Annotated in this window: 17 protein-coding genes; 12 read left to right on the plus strand and 5 right to left on the minus strand. The window is 61.0% G+C overall.

Annotation, left to right across the window (positions count from 1 at the left end):
- Positions 1 to 32: 32 nt before the first annotated feature.
- The 3 genes from tssC to tssA all read right to left on the minus strand — a co-directional run bounded on the left by tssC (position 33) and on the right by tssA (position 3,320).
- Positions 33 to 1,514 carry a type VI secretion system contractile sheath large subunit gene (gene tssC / locus BM216_RS10020; protein ID WP_092998648.1) on the minus strand — a complete coding sequence of 494 codons (1,482 nt, stop codon included), beginning with the start codon at positions 1,512 to 1,514 and terminating at the stop codon, positions 33 to 35.
- A 122-nt stretch (positions 1,515 to 1,636) separates the two neighbouring features.
- Positions 1,637 to 2,161 (minus strand): type VI secretion system contractile sheath small subunit, encoded by a 525-nt coding sequence (tssB, locus tag BM216_RS10025; RefSeq protein WP_092998650.1) that lies wholly within the window; start codon positions 2,159 to 2,161, stop codon positions 1,637 to 1,639.
- A gap of 85 nt (positions 2,162 to 2,246) precedes the next feature.
- The gene (gene tssA / locus BM216_RS10030; protein WP_092998652.1) at positions 2,247 to 3,320 is read right to left on the minus strand and encodes a type VI secretion system protein TssA; all 1,074 of its coding nucleotides are present in this window, start codon (positions 3,318 to 3,320) and stop codon (positions 2,247 to 2,249) included.
- A 231-nt stretch (positions 3,321 to 3,551) separates the two neighbouring features.
- Between tssA and tssH the strand changes: the two genes are divergently transcribed.
- The 4 genes from tssH (at position 3,552) to BM216_RS10050 (ending at position 8,081) form a co-directional block, all read left to right on the plus strand.
- Complete coding sequence (gene tssH, locus BM216_RS10035) at positions 3,552 to 6,347, plus strand: type VI secretion system ATPase TssH (protein WP_092998654.1); 2,796 nt, start codon at positions 3,552 to 3,554, stop codon at positions 6,345 to 6,347.
- A gap of 39 nt (positions 6,348 to 6,386) precedes the next feature.
- On the plus strand, positions 6,387 to 6,863 hold the full coding sequence (locus tag BM216_RS10040; protein WP_092998656.1) for an Hcp family type VI secretion system effector: 477 nt from the start codon (positions 6,387 to 6,389) through the stop codon (positions 6,861 to 6,863).
- A gap of 100 nt (positions 6,864 to 6,963) precedes the next feature.
- Entirely contained in the window at positions 6,964 to 7,464 is a 501-nt protein-coding gene (locus BM216_RS10045; RefSeq protein ID WP_092998658.1) for a hypothetical protein, read from the plus strand.
- A gap of 23 nt (positions 7,465 to 7,487) precedes the next feature.
- The gene (locus BM216_RS10050; RefSeq protein WP_092998660.1) at positions 7,488 to 8,081 is read left to right on the plus strand and encodes an RNase A-like domain-containing protein; all 594 of its coding nucleotides are present in this window, start codon (positions 7,488 to 7,490) and stop codon (positions 8,079 to 8,081) included.
- Between the two features lie 8 nt (positions 8,082 to 8,089).
- On the opposite strand, the gene BM216_RS10055 is transcribed toward BM216_RS10050, so the two are convergent.
- A complete protein-coding gene (locus tag BM216_RS10055) occupies positions 8,090 to 8,980 on the minus strand; it encodes a LysR family transcriptional regulator (protein WP_092998662.1) in 891 nt (296 codons plus the stop codon).
- Between the two features lie 104 nt (positions 8,981 to 9,084).
- Between BM216_RS10055 and BM216_RS10060 the strand changes: the two genes are divergently transcribed.
- Positions 9,085 to 10,257, plus strand: a complete 1,173-nt coding sequence (locus BM216_RS10060) for an L-talarate/galactarate dehydratase (protein WP_092998664.1) — start codon at positions 9,085 to 9,087, stop codon at positions 10,255 to 10,257.
- 11 nt (positions 10,258 to 10,268) lie between these two features.
- Here BM216_RS10060 and BM216_RS10065 read toward each other — a convergent pair whose 3' ends face one another.
- Positions 10,269 to 11,294, minus strand: a complete 1,026-nt coding sequence (locus BM216_RS10065) for a LacI family DNA-binding transcriptional regulator (RefSeq protein WP_092998666.1) — start codon at positions 11,292 to 11,294, stop codon at positions 10,269 to 10,271.
- 238 nt (positions 11,295 to 11,532) lie between these two features.
- Between BM216_RS10065 and BM216_RS10070 the strand changes: the two genes are divergently transcribed.
- The 7 genes from BM216_RS10070 (at position 11,533) to BM216_RS10100 (ending at position 19,345) form a co-directional block, all read left to right on the plus strand.
- Positions 11,533 to 12,513, plus strand: a complete 981-nt coding sequence (locus BM216_RS10070) for a Bug family tripartite tricarboxylate transporter substrate binding protein (protein WP_092998668.1) — start codon at positions 11,533 to 11,535, stop codon at positions 12,511 to 12,513.
- 62 nt (positions 12,514 to 12,575) lie between these two features.
- Complete coding sequence (locus BM216_RS10075) at positions 12,576 to 13,055, plus strand: tripartite tricarboxylate transporter TctB family protein (RefSeq protein ID WP_092998670.1); 480 nt, start codon at positions 12,576 to 12,578, stop codon at positions 13,053 to 13,055.
- A 50-nt stretch (positions 13,056 to 13,105) separates the two neighbouring features.
- Positions 13,106 to 14,605: a tripartite tricarboxylate transporter permease gene (locus tag BM216_RS10080; RefSeq protein WP_177230753.1), complete on the plus strand. Its 1,500-nt coding sequence runs from the start codon at positions 13,106 to 13,108 to the stop codon at positions 14,603 to 14,605.
- 48 nt (positions 14,606 to 14,653) lie between these two features.
- Positions 14,654 to 16,390, plus strand: a complete 1,737-nt coding sequence (araD, locus tag BM216_RS10085) for an L-arabinonate dehydratase (protein WP_092998674.1) — start codon at positions 14,654 to 14,656, stop codon at positions 16,388 to 16,390.
- 20 nt (positions 16,391 to 16,410) lie between these two features.
- A complete protein-coding gene (locus BM216_RS10090) occupies positions 16,411 to 17,121 on the plus strand; it encodes a ribonuclease activity regulator RraA (protein ID WP_092998676.1) in 711 nt (236 codons plus the stop codon).
- Positions 17,122 to 17,491: 370 nt separating this feature from the next.
- Positions 17,492 to 18,244: an IclR family transcriptional regulator gene (locus BM216_RS10095; RefSeq protein ID WP_092999349.1), complete on the plus strand. Its 753-nt coding sequence runs from the start codon at positions 17,492 to 17,494 to the stop codon at positions 18,242 to 18,244.
- Positions 18,245 to 18,247: 3 nt separating this feature from the next.
- Positions 18,248 to 19,345, plus strand: a complete 1,098-nt coding sequence (locus tag BM216_RS10100) for an ABC transporter substrate-binding protein (protein ID WP_092998678.1) — start codon at positions 18,248 to 18,250, stop codon at positions 19,343 to 19,345.
- Positions 19,346 to 19,359: the final 14 nt, after the last annotated feature.

Below are 19,359 nucleotides of genomic sequence, written 5' to 3' on the forward strand. Positions count from 1 at the left end.
GCGGCGAGGGGAGCGCCGCGCGCGCCGTCGCGTCAGGATTTCGAAGGAATCCGAGCGACCATCCGCAGAGAGGTGGTCAACTCCTCCATCTGCAGCCATGGGCGCATCCAGGCCACCGCGTTATAGGCGCCCGGCTTGCCCGGGATTTCCTGAACGGTGACCTTGGCATCGCGCAGCGGGTATTTAGCGCGGGACTCTTCGCCGGCGGCGTCATTGGCGTTGACGTAGTTGGAGATCCAGCGGTTGAGCCAGGCCTCGCAATCCTCCGCTTCCATGAAGGAGCCGATCTTGTCGCGGCCCATCACCTTGAGATAGTGGGCGAAGCGCGAGGTGGCCATCATGTAGGGCAGGCGAGCAGAGACCGCAGCGTTCGCCGTTGCTTCCGGACGATCGTAGAGCTTCGGCTTGTGGGCCGTCTGGGCACCGAAGAACACGGCATAGTCGGTGTTCTTGTAGTGGCACAGCGGCAGGAAGCCGAGCTTGCCGAGTTCAGCGTCGCGGCGGTCGGTAATGCCGACTTCCGTCGGGCATTTCAGGTCGAGATCGCCATCGTCGCTGGAGAAGATGTGCATCGGCAGGCCTTCGACCTTGCCGCCATTCTCCGCACCACGAATGGCCGTGCACCAGCCGCTCTTGGCGAATGCGTCGGTGAGGCGGGTGCCCATGACGTAGGCGGCGTTCATCCAGCAATAGTTCTCGTGCGGCAGCTCGCCGTTCTTCGAACCGCCGGTCTCGTCGTAGTTGAACTCGTCGATCGGGCTGGTCTTCGGGCCGTAGGGCATGCGGGAGAGCACGCGCGGCATGGCGAGCGTCACGAAGCGGGAATCGTCGCTGTCGCGCAGGCTGCGCCACTTGGCGTATTCGACCGTCTCGAAGATCTTTTCGAGATCGCGCGGCTTGGAGAGTTCACGGTAATCCTCGAAGCCGAACATGCGCGGGCTTGCGGCCGAGATGAACGGTGCGAACGCGGCGGCCGCGATCGAGGAGACGCCCTGCAGCGTCTGCACGTCGTCGAAGGAATTGTCGAACTCGTAGTCACCGATGATGGCGCCCATCGGTTCGCCGCCCGGTGTGCCGAACTCGTCTTCATAGATGGACTTGAACAGGCGCGACTGATCGAATTCGACGGCCTTGGCGAGATCCTTGCTCACGTCGCGCTTGGAAGCGTTCAGCACGCGGATCTTCAGATTGACGCTGGTCTCGGAATTCTTGACCAGATAGTTGAGGCCGCGCCAGGTGCCTTCGAGCTTGACGAATTCCGGTGCCTGCATGATGGCGGCAAGCTGGGCAGAAATCGTCTTGTCCAGTTCCGCGATCGCGTTGTTCAGGGTGATCGTCAGGTTGCGGTCATAGGTGACCGTTCCCTTCAGAGCCTGGTCGGTCAGCGTGCGCAGCAGGTCCTGGGCACGGTTCGGTTCGGTCTGGCGGGTGGCCGAAACGACCTTGGACAGCAGGTCCTGTTCCGACGCGAAACCGGCCTCGTCCTTCGTCTGCAATTGCGTATCAGCACTCATGTCTCAAATCCTTCATTGCGAGCAACCGTCCGGACAACTCCTCGGCGCTGCTCAACCAAACGATGGGGCAAAACGAGAGGGGCGCGCTGTCCTCGTAGTCATGAGGAGCGCAGCGCCGCCTATCAGTTGACCTGATCCTTCTTGTCTTCGGCCTTGTCGCCGCCGAGCTGGGCAACGAGCTGCGAAAGATCCGCCTTGTTCTGCAGGATGTCTTCGAGAAGACGCTCAAGCTCTTCCGAACGGTCGGCCTTGCTCATCAGGTCGCGAAGCTCGTTGCGCGCATCGAGCAGCGCCTTTAGCGCCGGAACCTGATTGACGACCGAGCCGGGTTCGAAATCGGCCATGCTCTCGAACTTCAGATTGACCGGAAGTTGGGTGCCGTCGCCCTGAAGGGTGTTTTCGACCGACATGGTGAGGCCCGGCGTCATGCGGCGCATCACGTCATCGAAGTTGTCGCGGTCGATCTGCACGAACTTGCGTTCGCCGAAGGGCTTCAGCGGTTGAGTGGGGTTGCCGGAGAAATCGCCGAGAACGCCGACGACGAAGGGCAGTTCCTTGACCACCATCGCGCCTTCGGTTTCGACTTCGTACTTGATGTGGACGCGGGGCTTGCGGACCCTTTCCAGTTTCTCGTGCACACTTGCCATCGGGTATCTCCTTCCTGCCATAGGCAGATAAAATTCGGATTGATGTGGATTGCGTTACGGGCCGGGCCCGCGCGGTGTGATGTCCTCAACCTCCCCTGTTTTCGGTCGAGGGCTGGATGCCGGCTGCCGTCAGCACCGCATGGCGTGCGTGCTGCTCGGGCATCAGCTCGGCAAGAAGCTCGGAGAAATCCATGCGCCCGCGTCGCACGAGCGTTTCTATCGACATGGAAATCGGCGAGTGCGGTTCCGTGCGGCGGAAATAGCGCGCTACGGCGACGAGAATTTCGAAGGCTTCCTCGCGAGAGCGGATGGAATCTGCTGTGGGAAGCCGGGCTGGAGCGGGTGCAGGGGTGTCGGCCTGATGCAGATCGCCGGAAACAGGGGCGATTTCGATGCTTTCTGCCGGGGTAGAAACAGGGTCGGCATCACCGATGCCGGCCAGCATGCGGATGGCGGATGCCGCCTCATGCAAAACATTGCGTGTATTCGAACTTGGGGGGGCGGTACTGCCGCACCGCTCGTCAAGTATTTCGACCATTCGGTCAAAGGCGGCGATGCAGTCCGTGAGCACGTTAAGATGTGCTGCCATATTCGCGACACCCGCCTCGGTCGCAGCCTGCTGCAGTTCTTCGCGCTGATCCGTCTCGCCCGGGCGCTGCGCGATCTGGAAATCCCATAGTGTGTGCTGAGCGAATTTTCCCCCGGGAATCAGGGATGTCAGGCGGATCGCCTGGATGATCGTGCCTTCGCTTCCGACGCCGTTCAGACCGGCAAAAGGCGCAAAACGCTCCTCCGGATCCTCGTCGTCAATGGAGTGAAGGTCATCGAAATAGTTGTCTAAAAGCGACACGGCCGACAGGTAGACATCACGCAGTCCCTCGAAGCCGCGAAGCCTGATCTGGGCCTCCGCCAACCAGGCCAAAACTTCGATGTCTTTGCTCGTGGAAGAAAGAATATGCAATCCAAGGTTGCTAACGTCGTGCCAGATAGGTGAAAGCGCAATAGTTTCACCCGGGTTTATTCCACGTTCAGCGGCCCTGGCTGCGTTTCTAGCATCCTTAATTCTATAGTATATTTCACGCTCGGAAGTATTGTTCCGTACGTTTTCTCCGCATGGGGCGTTTTCATCAAGTGGATCTACGATTTGTCGCACATTCACGCGGATATATTCTCCATATCGAATAGCAAAATTAAAAATGCCCACATCTTGTTGAGCTGATATAGGCTTGTCAACCTCGTGCCCGAGGTGACATTTTTATGACGGCAGTCTTAAATGCTATTTTTGGAAATAGTGCGCTTTTCAGCCTAGACAAGCCTGTATGATCGCCCTAGTTGTTTCCGCACATTTCTAAGAAAGCTGATTGTCAAACACGAATACAGGGTTCTTTGCATGTCGCATGTCGATCTCAATCGGCTGATAAGGACACTTGAGCCAAATCTGCGTGTCGGTCTTGAGACAGCTGCGTCTCTCGCCGCGCGTCACCAGCACTCGTCCGTCGAGATTTCCCATTGGCTCCGCGCGCTGCTTGATGACGCCGCTTCGACGACGGTGTTCGAACAACTTGGCGTACAGTCTGAAATGCTGCGGACAGAGCTGGATGTATCGATCGGAGACCTGCCACGGTCCGACGGTTCGTCGCTCTCCCTCTCCCAGAATTTGATCTCCCTTGCCCGGGAAGCCTGGCTCATCACATCCCTCCAAGCTGGACGTAAAATGATCCAGCTGGTTGATTTACTTGCTGCACTAAGTACCGACTCCGCACTGCGGGTCGTAGCTCGCGGCATCGCGCCTTCGCTTCGCTCGCTCGACCGAGCGACGCTCGAGACCCTGCTTGAAAAGGCGGGGTCGGATGCGAATGCGAAAACCCCTGATGAGCCGGCGTTTGGATCGCCGGCTTCTTCGTCCGGCCAGAACGAATTCCTGCGCCTCTATACCCGCGACATGACGGCGGAAGCCCGCGAGGGGCGGATCGACCCGGTAATCGGCCGCGATCGCGAACTGCGGCAGGTCATCGACATCCTGATGCGGCGCCGGCAGAACAATCCGATCCTCGTCGGCGAAGCCGGTGTCGGCAAGACGGCCGTCGCCGAGGCCTTTGCTCAGGAAATCGCCGCCGGCCGAGTGCCGGATCGGCTGAAGGACGTGAAGCTGCTCCTGCTGGATCTCAGCCTTTTGCAGGCGGGAGCCGGCGTGAAGGGCGAGTTCGAGCGTCGCCTGCATGGCGTTGTCGATGCCGTGAAGACGTCCGAGCAGCCGGTCATCCTTTTCATCGACGAAGCCCATGGCCTGATTGGCGCGGGCGGACAGGCGGGGCAGGGCGATGCCGCAAACATCCTCAAGCCGGCGCTGGCGCGGGGCGAGCTGCGGACGATCGCGGCGACGACCTGGAGCGAGTACAAGCGCTATTTCGAAAAGGATGCCGCGCTGACCCGTCGCTTCCAGACGGTCATGGTGCAGGAGCCGGACGAAAAGACGGCGATCCGCATGCTGCGCGGCGTGGCCGACAAGCTGAAGGCGCATCACGGCGTGCGCATCCGCGAAGAGGCGATCGCCGCCGCGGTCCGCCTGTCGATGCGCTATATCCCCGACCGGCAGTTGCCGGACAAGGCGATCAGCCTTCTGGATACGGCGGCCGCTACGGTCGCACTGGCGCGCCAGACCCAGCCGGAAGCGATCAAACTTCTTGAAAACGAGCGTGATCTTCTCGAAGCGGAGGAGCGCTGGCTATCGGCCGAGCCGGAAACGGAAGTTACAGCCGACCGTCTTGCGCGGATTGCCGGCGAGCGTGCCGACATTGTCCGCGAGATCGAGGTCCTGTCCTCCAAGTTCGATGACGAGATGCGGCTCGCCCGCGAGGCCGACCGGCTGGAAGAGGTCTTTTCCGAGGACGGCGCCGTCTCGCCGATCGCAACGGCAGTGCCTGCGACCGGCGAAGCGCAAGGCGAAACCAATGTTGCACCGTTCCCGCCGCACGCCATGACGCCGGAGAGCGCCAGGGCCGCATTGATGTCGACGGAGCGCAGTCTCGCGGCCGTGGCCGGTGAAACGCCGCTTATTCTACGCGTGGTGAACGAGGATGTCATCGCCGTGATCGTGGCCCGCTGGACCGGCATCCCGGTCGGCAAGCTCCTGTCCGACCAGGTCGAGACGGTCAAGACGCTCGATGCCAGGCTGAAGGAGCGGGTTCTCGGCCAGGACGCGGCGCTCGAGAGAATTGCAGCCGCCATGCGCGCGGCGCGCGCCGGTCTCAACGATCCGCGCCGTCCGCCGGCAGTCTTTCTGCTGGTCGGCATGTCGGGTACCGGCAAGACCGAGACGGCGCTTTCGCTTGCCGACATGCTCTATGGCGGCAGCCAGCATCTGACGACGATCAACATGTCCGAATTCAAGGAGGAGCATAAGATCTCCATGCTCCTCGGCTCGCCGGCCGGCTATGTCGGTTATGGCGAAGGCGGCGTGCTGACCGAGGCGGTCCGTCGCCGGCCTTACGGCGTGCTCCTTCTCGACGAGATCGACAAGGCGCATCCGGGCGTCCAGGAAATCTTCTACCAGGTCTTCGACAAAGGCGTGCTACGCGACGGCGAAGGCCGCGACATCGACTTCAAGAACACGACCATCTTCATGACCGCCAATACCGGCTCGGAACTGCTGGCGTCGCTTGCCGCGGATCCGGATACGATGCCGGAAGGGGAAGCGCTGGAGCAGTTGCTGCTGCCGGAGCTGCAGAAGCATTTCAAGCCCGCCTTCGTCGGCCGCACGACGGTTCTGCCCTTCATGCCGCTTTCCGGCGAGACGTTGTCGGGCATCGTCGACCTCCAGATAGAGCGGATCCGCCAGCGTGTCGGCGCAAGCTACGGTACGGCGGTGACGCTGTCGCCGGAGGCACGCGATGCGCTCGTGGCGCGGGCCAAAAGCAGCGAAATGGGCGCCCGCGCGATCGAGGTGATGATCGCCCGCGACCTGCTGCCGATCCTTTCGACTTTCTTCCTCGATGCAATCGCGGACGGACTACGCATTAAACACATAATCATTGCATTCGACGGACAGCATTTCGGCATCGAAGCCGAACAGGCTGTCGCGTCCACGAAATTCGCCAAGCCGGCCGATGATGGTCGCAAGGCGGATGAAGAAGCCCCGGGCCGTAAACGTGCTCGGGGATCAGCGAGAAAGGCAAATGCGCCTTAGCCGCAACTAGGCAAAACCGATTATTAGGAGAGCTTTAGCATGCCGATTTATCTGCAGATTGATGGTATCCAGGGTGATGCAACCCACGAGCAGCACAAGCAGTGGATGGACATTGAAGCCATTCACTGGAACGTGTCCCGCAACATGAATACGTCTGCCGGTTCTGCGGCAAACCGAGAAGCTTCGGAGCCGACCATTTCCGAAGTCATCCTCACCAAGGTCAGCGATTCCTCGTCGACCAAGCTTTTCGGCGAAGCGTGCTCGGGCCGTACCGGCAAGCGCGCCACGATCCATCTCGTCACGACCGGTAACCCGGGCGACACCTATATCGAATACCTGCTGACCAACACTCTGATTGCCAGCTATTCGATCGATTCCAACGGTGACCGGCCGGTCGAAACGATCAAGCTCAACTTCACCAAGCTCGAAGTGAAGTACACCCCTTACGACGACAACCATGCGCCAAAGTCGCCGATGATCGCATCCTACGATCTCGCGACCACGAAGGCTGCCTAATACGCAGACTGAAAGCGCCGCCATGGGCGGCGCTTTCTCTTTCACCGCGCGCCAGATGGCGTTCTGACGTTTGTCTCATTCAAATCATTGCGGGGATCCGATGCCCAATTTCAGCGTGCAGAGCGACAAGCTTCTCGTTCGCCCGGTTCAGCAGAGCGACATCGAGCCGGTAAATGGCATGAAGAGAGGTCCCGATCTGCGCTATATGACGCTGCAGGACGGTCCGCGACAGTTCAACGATCGCATGCAGCGCGGTGGTGCGGTTGCCGCAGCCGTGCAATATGCCGCCACCAGCCTGAACGAGGCGTCGGTCTCGGTCTGGGTGCGCAAATGGCTGCAGGCGCATGAGGTCGAGATCCAGGAAAAAATGCTGAAAGAAGGTCACGGCGCCTTCGTTCTGCAGGTTAATTACGCCGTCGGAAATTCGTTCGGCACCCAGGTCTTCATGGCGCGCGACATCTATCTTCTCGGAACGATCCCGATGACGACGGACGCCAAGCAGATCCTGACGCCGGAAAAGATGTTCGGTCCGTCGGTCGACGCGATCCCGAACAAGGCCACCAAATATCACTACGCCTACCTGATCGGCCAGCGCCGCTGAGGCTTTCAGCAGAGGGCATCACCATGATCGCTGCGGCACTAGCCGGAGGCAATGACGGGCTTCGTGTGGTGCTGTCGCCGTCGCAGCTTGTGGCGGCCTTAGGCGGGGACACCGCCGGGGGCGAACCGGCAGCGCGATCCGTGCATCATTCGCCGGATGCGATGGTGCCGATCGCCGGCGCCCTTTTCGCAGGTGCGGTTCGCGTTGCCTCGGTCACGGGCGGACGCATCGAATTGATGAAGCACGAGGTCATGTCCGGCATCAAGCTGGGCGTGTGCCCGATCGGCCTGAGTGACGGTGCGCTGCGACACGCGGACGGTCCGGCCGGCAGCGCCCATGCGGGGCGGCTCACAGCGACATTTGAAAACCTGCTGATCGCCGAGCGATCGCTGTCCCTTGCGCTGCGCATCAGGAGTGCGATAGTCGGGAACTGGTTGCGCACGGCGCCGAGAGGCCGATCCCTTGATTTCGGCATGGATACCGGGCGGGTCATCGGCAAGGGGCTTGTGCCCGAAAGCGACGCCGTTCATCCGATGACGCGGATCCATGTCCGGCTGACGCGGGAAACCTATAACGGCCAGCCTTATGTCATCGCAATCTCGCGACCGGCGGCCTGAAGGTCAGGTCACTGATCCGGCATAGTGCCGGCGGCGATCCTGCGTATTTCCGGGAGAAGCGAATTACGGTTGTCCGGGCTCCAGATGGCGTGAAGCTCGGCGACGCACTCGTCCTGAAGATCCATTGGCCGAAAGACGACATTGTCGAAACACGCATTCTGGGTGCCGGCCGGCACGATTGCGAGGCCGATCCCTGCGCTGACCAGCGAGAGTATCGCCTGCGAATGCGTCATGTGCTGCACGACCCGCGGCGTGATTGTCCGGTTTTCCATCAGTTTCGTCAGCTTCTCGTTGAGATATCGTGCCTGTGGAGAAAACATGATGAACGGTTCGCCGTCGAGCATGTCGAGTGACGGCCGGCGTTTTGCGGCAAGGGGATGCGCGCGGGGAATGGCGAGCATCATCGGTTCGCGGGCGACGGACATGCTTTCCAGATGATGCGGGCCACTGAGCGGACGTGACAGGCCGAGATCGACATCGCCGGCATTGATCGCCTGCAGTTGCTCGGCGGTCTCCATCTGCACCAGTTCCACCTCGATCTGCGGCGCCAGGGTCCTCGCCTTGATGATGAGCTTCGGCAAAAAACTGTAGGTCGTGGCGCCGACGAAGGCGATCTTGACCGATCCGGCATTGCCGCGGGCCGTGCGCCTTGTGGCAACGATGGCAGCATTGCTCAGGTCCAGCAGTTTCTGCGCTTCGACGAGAAATGCGAGGCCGGCAGGGGTCAGGACAACCCGGCGGCTCGTCCTCTCCAGCAGCGTGACATCCAGTTCCTGCTCCAGCAGCTTGATCTGCCGGCTGAGCGGCGGCTGAGTGATGTTGAGGCGCCTGGCCGCGCGGCTGAAGTTCAGTTCGGTCGCCACGACCACGAATGACCCTACCTGACCGAGATCCAGCATCTATTCAAATCCAGCATAGATTGTCGTCAATAATCGGTTTGGACTTAAATTGATCGACGCCGTATCAGTCAAGGCCAAAGGAAACATCGACAGGCAGGAAGCGAATGGACACGCGCTCGAAAACCACCGTCTCCCAGCAGCAAGGCGGCAGCGGAGACAGTATAGCCTGGATCAAGCTGAAATCGATATTCCTACCGCTGAAGACGCCCATCAGCGACGCGAAGGTCCTGACCGGCCGGCAGAAGCCCTTGACGGAAGTGGCCTTCCTTTTTGCGGAAATCGAGACGAAAGAAGGCCATAGCGGCATCGGCTTCAGCTATTCCAAGCGTGCCGGCGGTCCGGGGCAGTACGAGCACGCCAAGGAAATCGCCAATGTGCTGATCGGTGAAGATCCGAACGACATCGGCAAGCTCTGGAACAAGCTCTGCTGGGCCGGCGCTTCGGTCGGGCGAAGCGGCCTCGCAGTCCAGGCGATCGCCGCTTTCGACATTGCGCTTTGGGATCTCAAGGCGAAGCGCGCCGGACTGCCGCTTGCCAAGCTGCTCGGCGCCCATCGCGACAGCGTCCAGTGCTACAACACGTCCGGCGGTTTCCTGTCCTCGCCGATCGAGGAGGTTCTCGAGAATGTCGAGCAATCGATCGCGGCCGGCATTGGTGGCATCAAGATCAAGGTCGGGCAGCCCGACATGAATATCGACCTGAAGCGTGTCGCGGCCGTGGATGAGCGGATCGGCGGCCGGGCTGCGATGATGGTCGATGCCAACCAGCAATGGGATCGCCCGAGCGCCATGCGTTTCGGCAGGCTGATGGAGCCCTATAACCTGACCTGGATCGAGGAGCCGCTCGATGCCTATGACGTCGAGGGTCATGCAACACTGGCCGCCCAGCTGGATACGCCGATTGCGACCGGTGAGATGCTGGCAAGCGTGCTGGAGCACATTGCCCTGATCCAGAACAATTCGGTCGATTTCATTCAGCCGGATGCCCCGCGGGTCGGGGGCATCACCCAGTTCCTCAAGATCTGCGCGCTTGCCGAAGCGAAGAAGCTGCAGCTCGCTCCGCATTTCGCCATGGAAATTCATCTGCATCTGGCAGCGGCCTATGAACTGGAGCCGTGGGTCGAGCATTTCGACTGGCTGGATCCCCTGTTCAACGAACGGCTCGAGATCAGGGATGGCCGCATGATCGTGCCGACGCACCCTGGACTTGGCATCACCCTTTCCGAACAGGCGCATCATTGGACCCGAAGCACGGCTGAATTCGGCAAGAGGCCTTGAGCGAAGCGGCGTCAGGCCGTTCCGCGCGCGACGATCCGGAAGTCGACATTGATCATCGCTTCCACATTTTCGTCGCCCGCGATTTTCCTGAGGATCGATTGCGCGGCCTTGGTGCCGATGTCCCGGCGGTCGATGCGCACCGTGGTCAGCGGTGGGTGCGTGTGCGGCGTGAAGTCGAAATCACCAAAGCCGATGATCGCAAGGTCATCCGGCATGCTGCATCCGCGGGAATTGGCTTCAGCCAAAGCACCGTGAGCGACGACATCCGACGAGCAGAAGACGCCGAGCGTGCCGTGCCCGCTATCAAGAAGCTGCGCCATGGCCACCCGGCCATCCCGGAATGTGGATGGCGAGTTCATTTCCAGTGCCGGAAGCTCCACCTCGGCGATCCCGTTGAGACGACCGATAAAGCCATCACGACGCTGGACGGCGCGCGGGTCGTTGGCGCCAACCTGGGCATAGCGATCGTATCCCCTGATCAGCAGATGCTCCGCGACCAGTGCACCGACAGCGCTATGGGAGAATCCGACCGCCGTATCGAGCGGCGAAGGCGTCGAATCCCATATCTCGACGATAGGAAGGCCGGCACCCGTCAGCATGGCCCGGGTTTCCTTCAGATGCGTAATCCCGGTCAGGATGATCCCGTCCGGGCGACGTGCCAAAATGGCGCGGGTCAGCTCAAGCTCGCGGCCGGCATCGTATCCGGAGAGACCAAGCAGGAGCTGATAGCCGGCAGAGACGAGTTCGGCGTTCAGCCCTTCGATCGTCTCGGCAAAGATTGTGCTCGAAACCGAGGGGACGATGGCGGCGATCAATCTCGTTCGCCGCGATGCCAGCCCGCCTGCAAGGAGATTGGGCACGTAGCCCGTTCTGGCGATGACCTTTTCGATCGCTTCCAAAGTGCGCGGCTTGACCAGCGCCGGCGTGTTGATGGCGCGCGAAACCGTGACCGGCGAGACGCCGGCCAGCTTCGCTATATCGGCCAGGGTCACCGGGCCGTTGGCTGCAATGTGCTTGTTCCTGTCGCTGTCGGTCATATCGCCATTCCTGTCAAAATGAGTTACGCTTTCATTTTGAATGTAATCAAGTGCTTTCATGAAAAAATCTGGAATAGGCTATCTAATTTACTGATTTTCATAGTTTTAATTTTTCGCCTTTGCAGTTGCAGCCAAAAAATTAGAAGCTAGAATGAAAGCGCTTCCATTTCTTCGTTCAGGAGGGTTCGAAGGGTGGGTTGGTGGTGCTGGCCTGGAGCCGGACAAGTGGAGGAAGATTATGTACCTCAAGCGATTTACGACAATCGCGGCCGTTTCGGCCGTAATTTGCGCGGCAGGCATGCAGCCCAGCCGTGCGGATGATTATCCGTCCAAGACCGTTACCGTCGTTGTTCCGTTCGCCGCAGGCGGCAATACGGACACGTTTGGCCGTCTTGTGGCCGAGGAACTGGACAAGCGACTGGGGCAGCGCTTCATCGTCGAAAACAAGCCCGGCGCCGGCGGCAATATCGGGCTGGGTGATCTGGCCCGGTCCAAGCCGGACGGCTACACGATCGGCATGGGCACGGTCAGCTCGAATGCGATCAACCAGACGCTCTATCAGAAGCTTCCCTACGACAAGGAAAAGGGGTTTGCGCCGATTTCGCTGATCGCCAGCCTGCCCAACGTGCTGGTCGTCAACCCGGACAAGATCAAGGCCAACAATGTCGAGGAACTGATCGCGTTCCTCAAGACGGAACCGGGCAAGCATACCTATGCGTCTTCCGGTGTCGGCACCTCGATCCATCTTGCGGGCGAGCTTCTGGCCACCAAGGCCGGCATCAAGATCACTCATGTGCCCTACAAGGGCAGCAGCCAAGCGATCCTCGATGTCGTGGCCGGGCACGTCGACATGATGTTCGACAACATCCCGACCGCCGCCCAGCAGGTGAAGGCCGGCAAGGTCAAGGCGCTTGCCGTGACCAGCCTGGAAAAGGCCGATCTGCTGCCTGACGTGCCGACCATGGCAAGCGTCATCCCGGGCTTCGAGGCAACCTCGTGGCATGGTCTCTTCGCTCCTCCCGGCACGCCGCCGGAAATCGTCGAGAAGCTCTCGAAGGAAGTGCAGGCGATCATCGCCGAGCCGGCGATGCAGGAAAAGCTCAAGGCGATGGGCGTGACTCCGGTCGGCAACAGCTCTGCCGAATTCCAGGCCTTCATCGATAAGGAAACGGCAAAGTGGGCCGAGGTCATCAAGGCCGCCAACGTGCCGCTGCAGTGAGGCAATCTGCCGGCCGGACTTGATGCCCGGCCGGCATATCTTTCACACGCGAGTATCATGCCATGCTGAAGATTAGAAACGGCCGCGACTTCGTCGGCGGCGTTACGATGATCTGTGTCGGCCTCCTGTTCATCTGGTTCGGCCGCGAACTGGAAGTCGGCAACTCCTTTCAGATGGGACCGGGCTATTTCCCGACCATGCTGAGCCTTCTCCTCATGGCGATCGGTGCGCTCATCATCGTGCAGTCGCTGATGGTCGATGCCGAAGAGAGCGAGCCTGAGGCGTGGAACTGGAAAGCCTATTTTCTGGTGATCGTGGCGCCGATCGGCTTCGGCGTCCTGCTTGCGGGCCTCGGTCTCGCGCCCACCATGTTCCTCTTGATCGTCGGAGTGGCGACCGCCAGCCGTTATGCCAACTGGCGTCATTCGATCCTGCTCGGATTGTTTCTCGCGGTCTGCTCCGTGTTGCTGTTCACGAAGCTTCTGTCGCTTCCCGTCTCAGCCTTCGGGCCCTGGATCCCCTTTATCGGCGACCTCTTCTGAGGCCGCTCTAGCGTCCTCGGGCCAGCCGACGAAACCGGATTGGATTGCATATGGATATCTTCGCTAACCTCTGGCTCGGTGCATCGACCGCCTTCCTGCCGATGAACCTTTTTTACGGCTTTATCGGCTGTCTTCTCGGCACGGCGATCGGCGTCCTCCCGGGGCTCGGGCCGACGGCCACCATCGCCATGCTGTTGCCGATCACATTCGGCCTGCCGCCGGAATCGGCGCTCATCATGCTGGCCGGCATCTTCTACGGCGCCCAGTATGGCGGCTCGACCACGGCGGTGCTGATCAACCTTCCAGGCGAGAGCTCTTCCGTCGTGACCGCGATCGACGGCTACCAGATGGCGCGCAACGGCCGGGCCGGTGCGGCACTTGCGACCGCGGCGCTCGGTTCCTTCTTTGCCGGCACCGTCGCCACGATCCTACTTGCCGTTGCGGCTCCGCCGCTTGCCGCCGTCGCCCTCAATTTCGGCCCTGCGGAATATTTCTCGCTGATGGTCCTCGGACTTGTCGCCTCTGTCGCACTCGCCAGCGGATCGCTGCTCAAGGCCTTTGCGATGATCGTCTTCGGGCTCATCCTCGGTACGGTCGGGACCGACGTCGAGAGCGGCACGCCGCGCTACGTGTTCGACATTCCCGAACTCTATGACGGACTGAATTTCGTTGCCGTCAGCATGGGTATCTTCGGTATCTGCGAGATCCTGCGCAACCTGGAAAATGAGCAGGAGCGCTCGGTCGGGGTCAAGCGCGTGACCGGGCTGATGCTGACGAAGGATGATTTCAAGCGGATCATTGCGCCTGTCCTGCGCGGTACGGCGCTCGGCTCATTCCTCGGCGTGCTGCCGGGCGGTGGGGCGATGCTCGCTTCGTTCGCCTCCTACGCGATGGAAAAGCGCATCTCTCCCAACCGGGCTGAATTCGGCAAGGGCGCGATCGAGGGGGTTGCCGCACCGGAATCCGCCAATAATGCCGGTGCGCAGACCTCGTTCATTCCGATGCTGACGCTCGGCATTCCCGGCAACCCGGTCATGGCACTGATGGTGGGCGCGATGATCATCCAGGGCATTACGCCAGGCCCGAACGTGATCACTGACGAACCGGATCTGTTCTGGGGCATGATCGTCTCCATGTGGTCGGGCAATCTGATGCTGGTTATCCTCAATCTGCCGCTGATCGGGCTGTGGGTGCGGATGCTGACCGTGCCTTACCACCTGCTGTTTCCGGCAATCATCGGCTTCTGCTGTATCGGCGCCTACAGCATCAATAACAGCGTCTTCGACGTCTTCGTCATGGCGGGCTTCAGCGTCGTCGGCTTTGCGCTTTCCAAGATGCGCTTCGAGCCGGCGCCGTTGCTGCTCGGCTTCATTCTCGGGCCGATGCTTGAGGAGAACCTGCGTCGAGCGATGCTGATCAGCCAGGGCGATCCGTCGATCTTCGTGCGCAGCCCGCTCAGCCTGTCGCTACTGATCTTCGCCGTCGTCGTGCTGGCACTCGTGCTGTCGCCGAGCATCAGCCGCAAACGCGAAGAAGCTTTTACGGAATAACGGATCATCGCGATCCCGGAGGAGTGCCGCAAGGCACGGGAGTTTGGAATGGCAGGCAGAAAGACTTACGAGGAACTGCGCTCGGCGCGATGGATGATGCCGGATGACCAGAGGTCGTTCGGACACCGGTCGCGCACCATGCAGATGGGGTATGCGCCGGAGGACTGGGAAGGCCGGCCGATCATCGCGATCATCAACACGTGGTCCGATGCACAGCCCTGCCACATGCATTTTCGCGAACGCGTCGAATGGGTGAAGCGCGGCGTGCTGCAGGCGGGTGGTTTCCCGATGGAGCTGCCGGCGCTGTCTCTGTCGGAAAATTTCGTCAAGCCGACGACCATGCTCTATCGCAACATGCTGGCGATGGAGACCGAGGAACTGCTGCGCTCCCATCCCGTCGATGGCGCGGTGCTGATGGGCGGCTGCGACAAGACTACGCCCGGCCTCGTCATGGGCGCGGTGTCGATGGGCATCCCCTTCATCTACCTTCCGGCCGGGCCGATGCTGCGCGGCAATTATGCCGGCAAGGCGCTCGGCTCCGGTACGGATGGGTTCAAATACTGGGACGAGCGGCGGGCCGGCACGATTTCCAAGGAGGAATGGCAGGGCATCGAGGGCGGGATCGCGCGCAGCTACGGCCATTGCATGACGATGGGCACGGCCTCAACCATGACGGCGATTGCGGAGGGCATGGGGCTGACGCTGCCAAACGCCTCCTCCATTCCGGCAGCCGACGCCAATCACCAGCGCATGTCCGCCACCTGCGGTCGACGGATCGTCGAGATGGTCTGGGAGGATCTGACGCCAGACAAGGTGATCACGCCGGCTGCGGTCAACAATGCGGTGACGGTCGCCATGGCGACGGGCTGTTCGACGAATGCCATCATCCACCTGATCGCGATGGCGCGCCGCGCCGGAGTGCCGTTGGAACTCGACGATCTCGACCGCATCGGGCGCACGACTCCGGTGATCGCCAACATACGTCCTTCCGGCACGACCTATCTGATGGAAGACTTTTTCTATGCGGGCGGTCTGCGGGCGCTGATGAAACAGCTTGGCGACAAGCTCGATCCGACGGCAATCACCGTGACCGGCAAGCCGCTGGTGGATGGGTTGGAAGACGTGAAGATCTGGAACGAGGATGTTATCCGGCCGCTCTCCAATCCGGTCTATCATGAAGGGTCTCTGGCGGTGCTTAAGGGTAATCTCTGCCCGGATGGCGCGGTCATCAAGCCGGCGGCCTGTGATCCGAAATTCCACAGGCACAAGGGACCGGCGCTGGTGGCGGACAGCTATCCCGAACTGAAGACGATCATAGACGATCCGGATTATCCGCTGACGCCGGAGACGGTGCTGGTGCTGCGCAATGCCGGGCCGCAGGGCGGGCCGGGCATGCCGGAATGGGGCATGATCCCGATGCCGAAGGCGCTGCTGAAGCTCGGTTTGCGCGACATGGTGCGCATCTCCGACGCCCGCATGTCGGGCACCAGTTTCGGCGCCTGCGTGCTGCATGCCTCGCCGGAAGCCTTTGTCGGCGGGCCGCTGGCGCTCTTGAAGACTGGCGACATGGTGGAGCTCGATATTCCGGCGCGCAGCCTCAACATGCTGGTCTCCGAAGAGGAACTGGCGGCGCGCAAAGCTGCGTGGGTGGCGCCAGAACCACGTTATGAACGCGGCTATGGCTTCATGTTCACCAAGCATATCGAGCAGGCCGACAAGGGCTGCGACTTCGATTTCCTGAAGACCGAGTTCGGCGCCAAGGTGCCCGAGCCGGTGATCAACTGACGCACCATCGAGGAGGAAACATGAACCCCGCAACCCGTGACAAACTGATGGGCGTCTCCGTCGCGACGCTCTGCTCGGCGCTCTACAAGCGAGGCCTGAGAAACCAGACGATCCAGGACGTCCGGCCGGTTCGGCCCAAGGGGCGCAACATGGTCGGCCCGGCCTTCACGCTACGCTACATGCCGGCGCGCGAGGACCGCAACCCGATGACGGTGTTCCGCGATCCGAAGCATCCGCAGCGCCATGCGATAGAGACTTGCCCGGAGGGCCATGTGCTGGTGATGGACAGCCGCAAGGATGCGCGTGCCGCGTCAGCCGGCGATATTCTCATTACCCGGCTGATGGTGCGGGGCGGGGCAGGGGTGGTCACCGATGGCGGTTTCCGCGATGCCATGACGATCGGGGAGCTGGATATCCCGGCCTACCATCATCGTCCCTCAAGCCCGACCAACCTGACGCTGCACGAGGCAATCGACATCAACGTTCCGATCGGCTGCGGCGATGTCGCGGTCTTTCCGGGCGACATCATGGTCGGGGATGACGACAGCGTCATCGTCATTCCGGCGGAGATCGCCGACGAGATTGCCGACGAGGCGGTCGAGATGACGGCCTATGAGGATTTCGCCGTGGAGCGGGTGAAGGCGGGCCATACGATTATCGGCCTCTATCCGGCGACGGACGAGAACAATCTTTCGATTTTTGCCGAATGGCGCAAGGCCAACGGCCGTTGAACACCAGATAGCTGGCCGGCGAGGGCGACTGTGCCTTTGCCGACCAGCAGATCTAATCGGTGCATCGCGCACCGAAAGCGTTGCGGGCGTAGATCCAAGCCCGTGTGCACAACGCGTGACGAGCCGGCGCAAGCGCCAGGCCTCGAGCCCTTTCCTTGAGAAATCTTTCGTTCCGACGCTGCACTTTTCGGCGCGGTAGCTGACGCTCGACCACAGGATCTGCGTCAGCCACTTCCATAGCCTTTTCAACATCCCGAACGGCCCGCCATTCGCAGCAGCGTGGGGACAATATCGTCGGGTGTTGACGGATTGGTAATTTTTCAATATTCTGTATGAGTTCAATATACTGAACGATCAAGGAGGAGTGATCGTGAGCGGACGCGGTGTCGAGCGTGTCTTGGATATGATCGAGTGGTTTGCGGCTTCACCGGAGGGCGCAAGTCTCTCGGAGATTGCGGCTGCGCTCGCCATGCCCAAGTCGAGCGCGCTCTTGATGCTGCAGTCACTTGCCGAGCGCGGCTATATCCATCGGACAGGCAGTGGTGAGTACCAGCTTCTCAGGCTTCCCGGCGAGATCTCCGCGGATGGCGGCAATTACGGTGCGCTGATCGCGCTGGTTTCGCCTTATCTTTCGAATGCCGTTCAGGAAACGGGTGAGAGCGGCTTCATCGCGGTGCTGGAAGGTCCTTCGATCCGTTATCTCAACAAGGTGCTGCCCAAGCGGGAAATCCTCTACGATCGTGACATCGTGCCGACGCGTGCGGCCCACAAGGTTGCAAGCGGCGTCGTGCTTCTGGCCGCCGGCAGCGATGCCGATGTCGAGGCCTATGCGGCCGCTTCTACTCTATCCAAGGAAGAGCACTCGAAGCTGCGCGATGCCGTCGCAAGCGCTCGTGCATCCGGCTTCTACGTGAATGCCATGGGCGTCGTCGAAGGTGCCGCAGGTGCTGCGGCGCCGATTATCGGCGCAAACGGCAAGGCCATTGCCGCGCTCAATATATCCGGTCCCCAGGTCCGGTTCGTCTCAAATTCCGACCGCATCAGTGAAGTGGTCCGGGAAACTGCAGTCGCGATCACCGAGGAGTTGGCGCGTCGCAGTCGTCGTTTATCCAAAGGGAGGTAAGGAATGAAATTCGCAACACTTACGGCCTTGGCCGGGCTGTTTGCCGGCATTGCCGGTTTCGCCCAGGCTCAGGAAGTGCCGGCCGGTTATCCCGCCGACTACTCGAAGATCATCGAGGGTTCGCGCTCGGAAAAAGGTCTGATGATCTATTCCAACATGGCCGACAATAACTGGCAGCCGATCATCAAGGGCTTCAACGCGAAGTATCCCTGGGTGAAGATCGAGACCGTCGATCTGGGCTCGGGCACGGTGCATTCCCGCTGGGAAGCTGAAAAGGGCTCGAGCGCCCGCACCGCCGACGTGCTTGTCTCCGGCGCCAACGACCGCTGGGCGTCCTATGGCAAGGACGGCGCGATGGAGGATTACAAGAGCCCCGAAATCGCGAATCTGCCGGAATTTGCCCATCCCTATCCGGGCGTGAACGTGCTTTCCACCGATCCACTGGTCATTACCTATAACGCGGCGCTTCTGACGGAAGACCAGCGTCCGAAGGGTTTTACATCGCTTGTAGAAGCTGCAACGGCCGATCCGGATTCGTTCAAGGGCAAGATCACCACCTATGATGCCGCCCGCAACAGCTTCGGCCTGACCGCTTGGTGGGCTTACATGGACAAGAAGGGTGAAGCTGGCTGGGATGGCCTTCGCAAGATCGGTCCGATGATCCGCGGCGAGACCTCCGGCGGTCCGATGAACGAGAAGATCGCCACTGGCGAATACCTGATGGGCATCGCCGTTTCCGGCATCACCATCTTCCCGCGCCTGGAACAGCCGGGCGGTGAGATCCTCGGCTTTGCCTTCCCCGACGACGGCACGATCATGATGCTGCGCGGCATGGGCATCCCGAAGGGTGCCGCTAACCCAAACTCGGCAAAACTCTTCGTCGACTACGCGCTCAGCCAGGATGGCCAGACGCAGGTCGGCAAGGGCGGCCTCGTCCCTTATCGTGAAGACGTGCCGGAAGACCAGGTTCGCTACACCTTCCAGAAGATCGGCGAGATCGTCGGCAAGGACAATGTCATCACCGCCGGTTTCGACCAGCGTCTGATTACCGAAGCGGGTCCCTTCGTCGAGAAGTGGAACGCAGCTATCGCCGGCAAATAAGCCGAGCAGAAGGG

Origin of the sequence: Rhizobium sp. NFR07 (assembly GCF_900111905.1) — a bacterium.
Classification (GTDB): Bacteria; Pseudomonadota; Alphaproteobacteria; order Rhizobiales; family Rhizobiaceae; genus Neorhizobium.

Excerpts from the sequence above, each read along its gene's own strand:
- tssC (WP_092998648.1), bottom strand. The coding sequence starts at position 1,514 with ATGAGTGCTGATACGCAATTGCAGACGAAGGACGAGGCCGGTTTCGCG.
- tssB (WP_092998650.1), bottom strand. The coding sequence starts at position 2,161 with ATGGCAAGTGTGCACGAGAAACTGGAAAGGGTCCGCAAGCCCCGCGTC.
- tssH (WP_092998654.1), top strand. The coding sequence starts at position 3,552 with ATGTCGCATGTCGATCTCAATCGGCTGATAAGGACACTTGAGCCAAAT.
- BM216_RS10040 (WP_092998656.1), top strand. The coding sequence starts at position 6,387 with ATGCCGATTTATCTGCAGATTGATGGTATCCAGGGTGATGCAACCCAC.
- BM216_RS10045 (WP_092998658.1), top strand. The coding sequence starts at position 6,964 with ATGCCCAATTTCAGCGTGCAGAGCGACAAGCTTCTCGTTCGCCCGGTT.
- BM216_RS10050 (WP_092998660.1), top strand. The coding sequence starts at position 7,488 with ATGATCGCTGCGGCACTAGCCGGAGGCAATGACGGGCTTCGTGTGGTG.
- BM216_RS10055 (WP_092998662.1), bottom strand. The coding sequence starts at position 8,980 with ATGCTGGATCTCGGTCAGGTAGGGTCATTCGTGGTCGTGGCGACCGAA.
- BM216_RS10060 (WP_092998664.1), top strand. The coding sequence starts at position 9,085 with ATGGACACGCGCTCGAAAACCACCGTCTCCCAGCAGCAAGGCGGCAGC.
- BM216_RS10065 (WP_092998666.1), bottom strand. The coding sequence starts at position 11,294 with ATGACCGACAGCGACAGGAACAAGCACATTGCAGCCAACGGCCCGGTG.
- BM216_RS10070 (WP_092998668.1), top strand. The coding sequence starts at position 11,533 with ATGTACCTCAAGCGATTTACGACAATCGCGGCCGTTTCGGCCGTAATT.
- BM216_RS10075 (WP_092998670.1), top strand. The coding sequence starts at position 12,576 with ATGCTGAAGATTAGAAACGGCCGCGACTTCGTCGGCGGCGTTACGATG.
- BM216_RS10080 (WP_177230753.1), top strand. The coding sequence starts at position 13,106 with ATGGATATCTTCGCTAACCTCTGGCTCGGTGCATCGACCGCCTTCCTG.
- araD (WP_092998674.1), top strand. The coding sequence starts at position 14,654 with ATGGCAGGCAGAAAGACTTACGAGGAACTGCGCTCGGCGCGATGGATG.
- BM216_RS10090 (WP_092998676.1), top strand. The coding sequence starts at position 16,411 with ATGAACCCCGCAACCCGTGACAAACTGATGGGCGTCTCCGTCGCGACG.
- BM216_RS10100 (WP_092998678.1), top strand. The coding sequence starts at position 18,248 with ATGAAATTCGCAACACTTACGGCCTTGGCCGGGCTGTTTGCCGGCATT.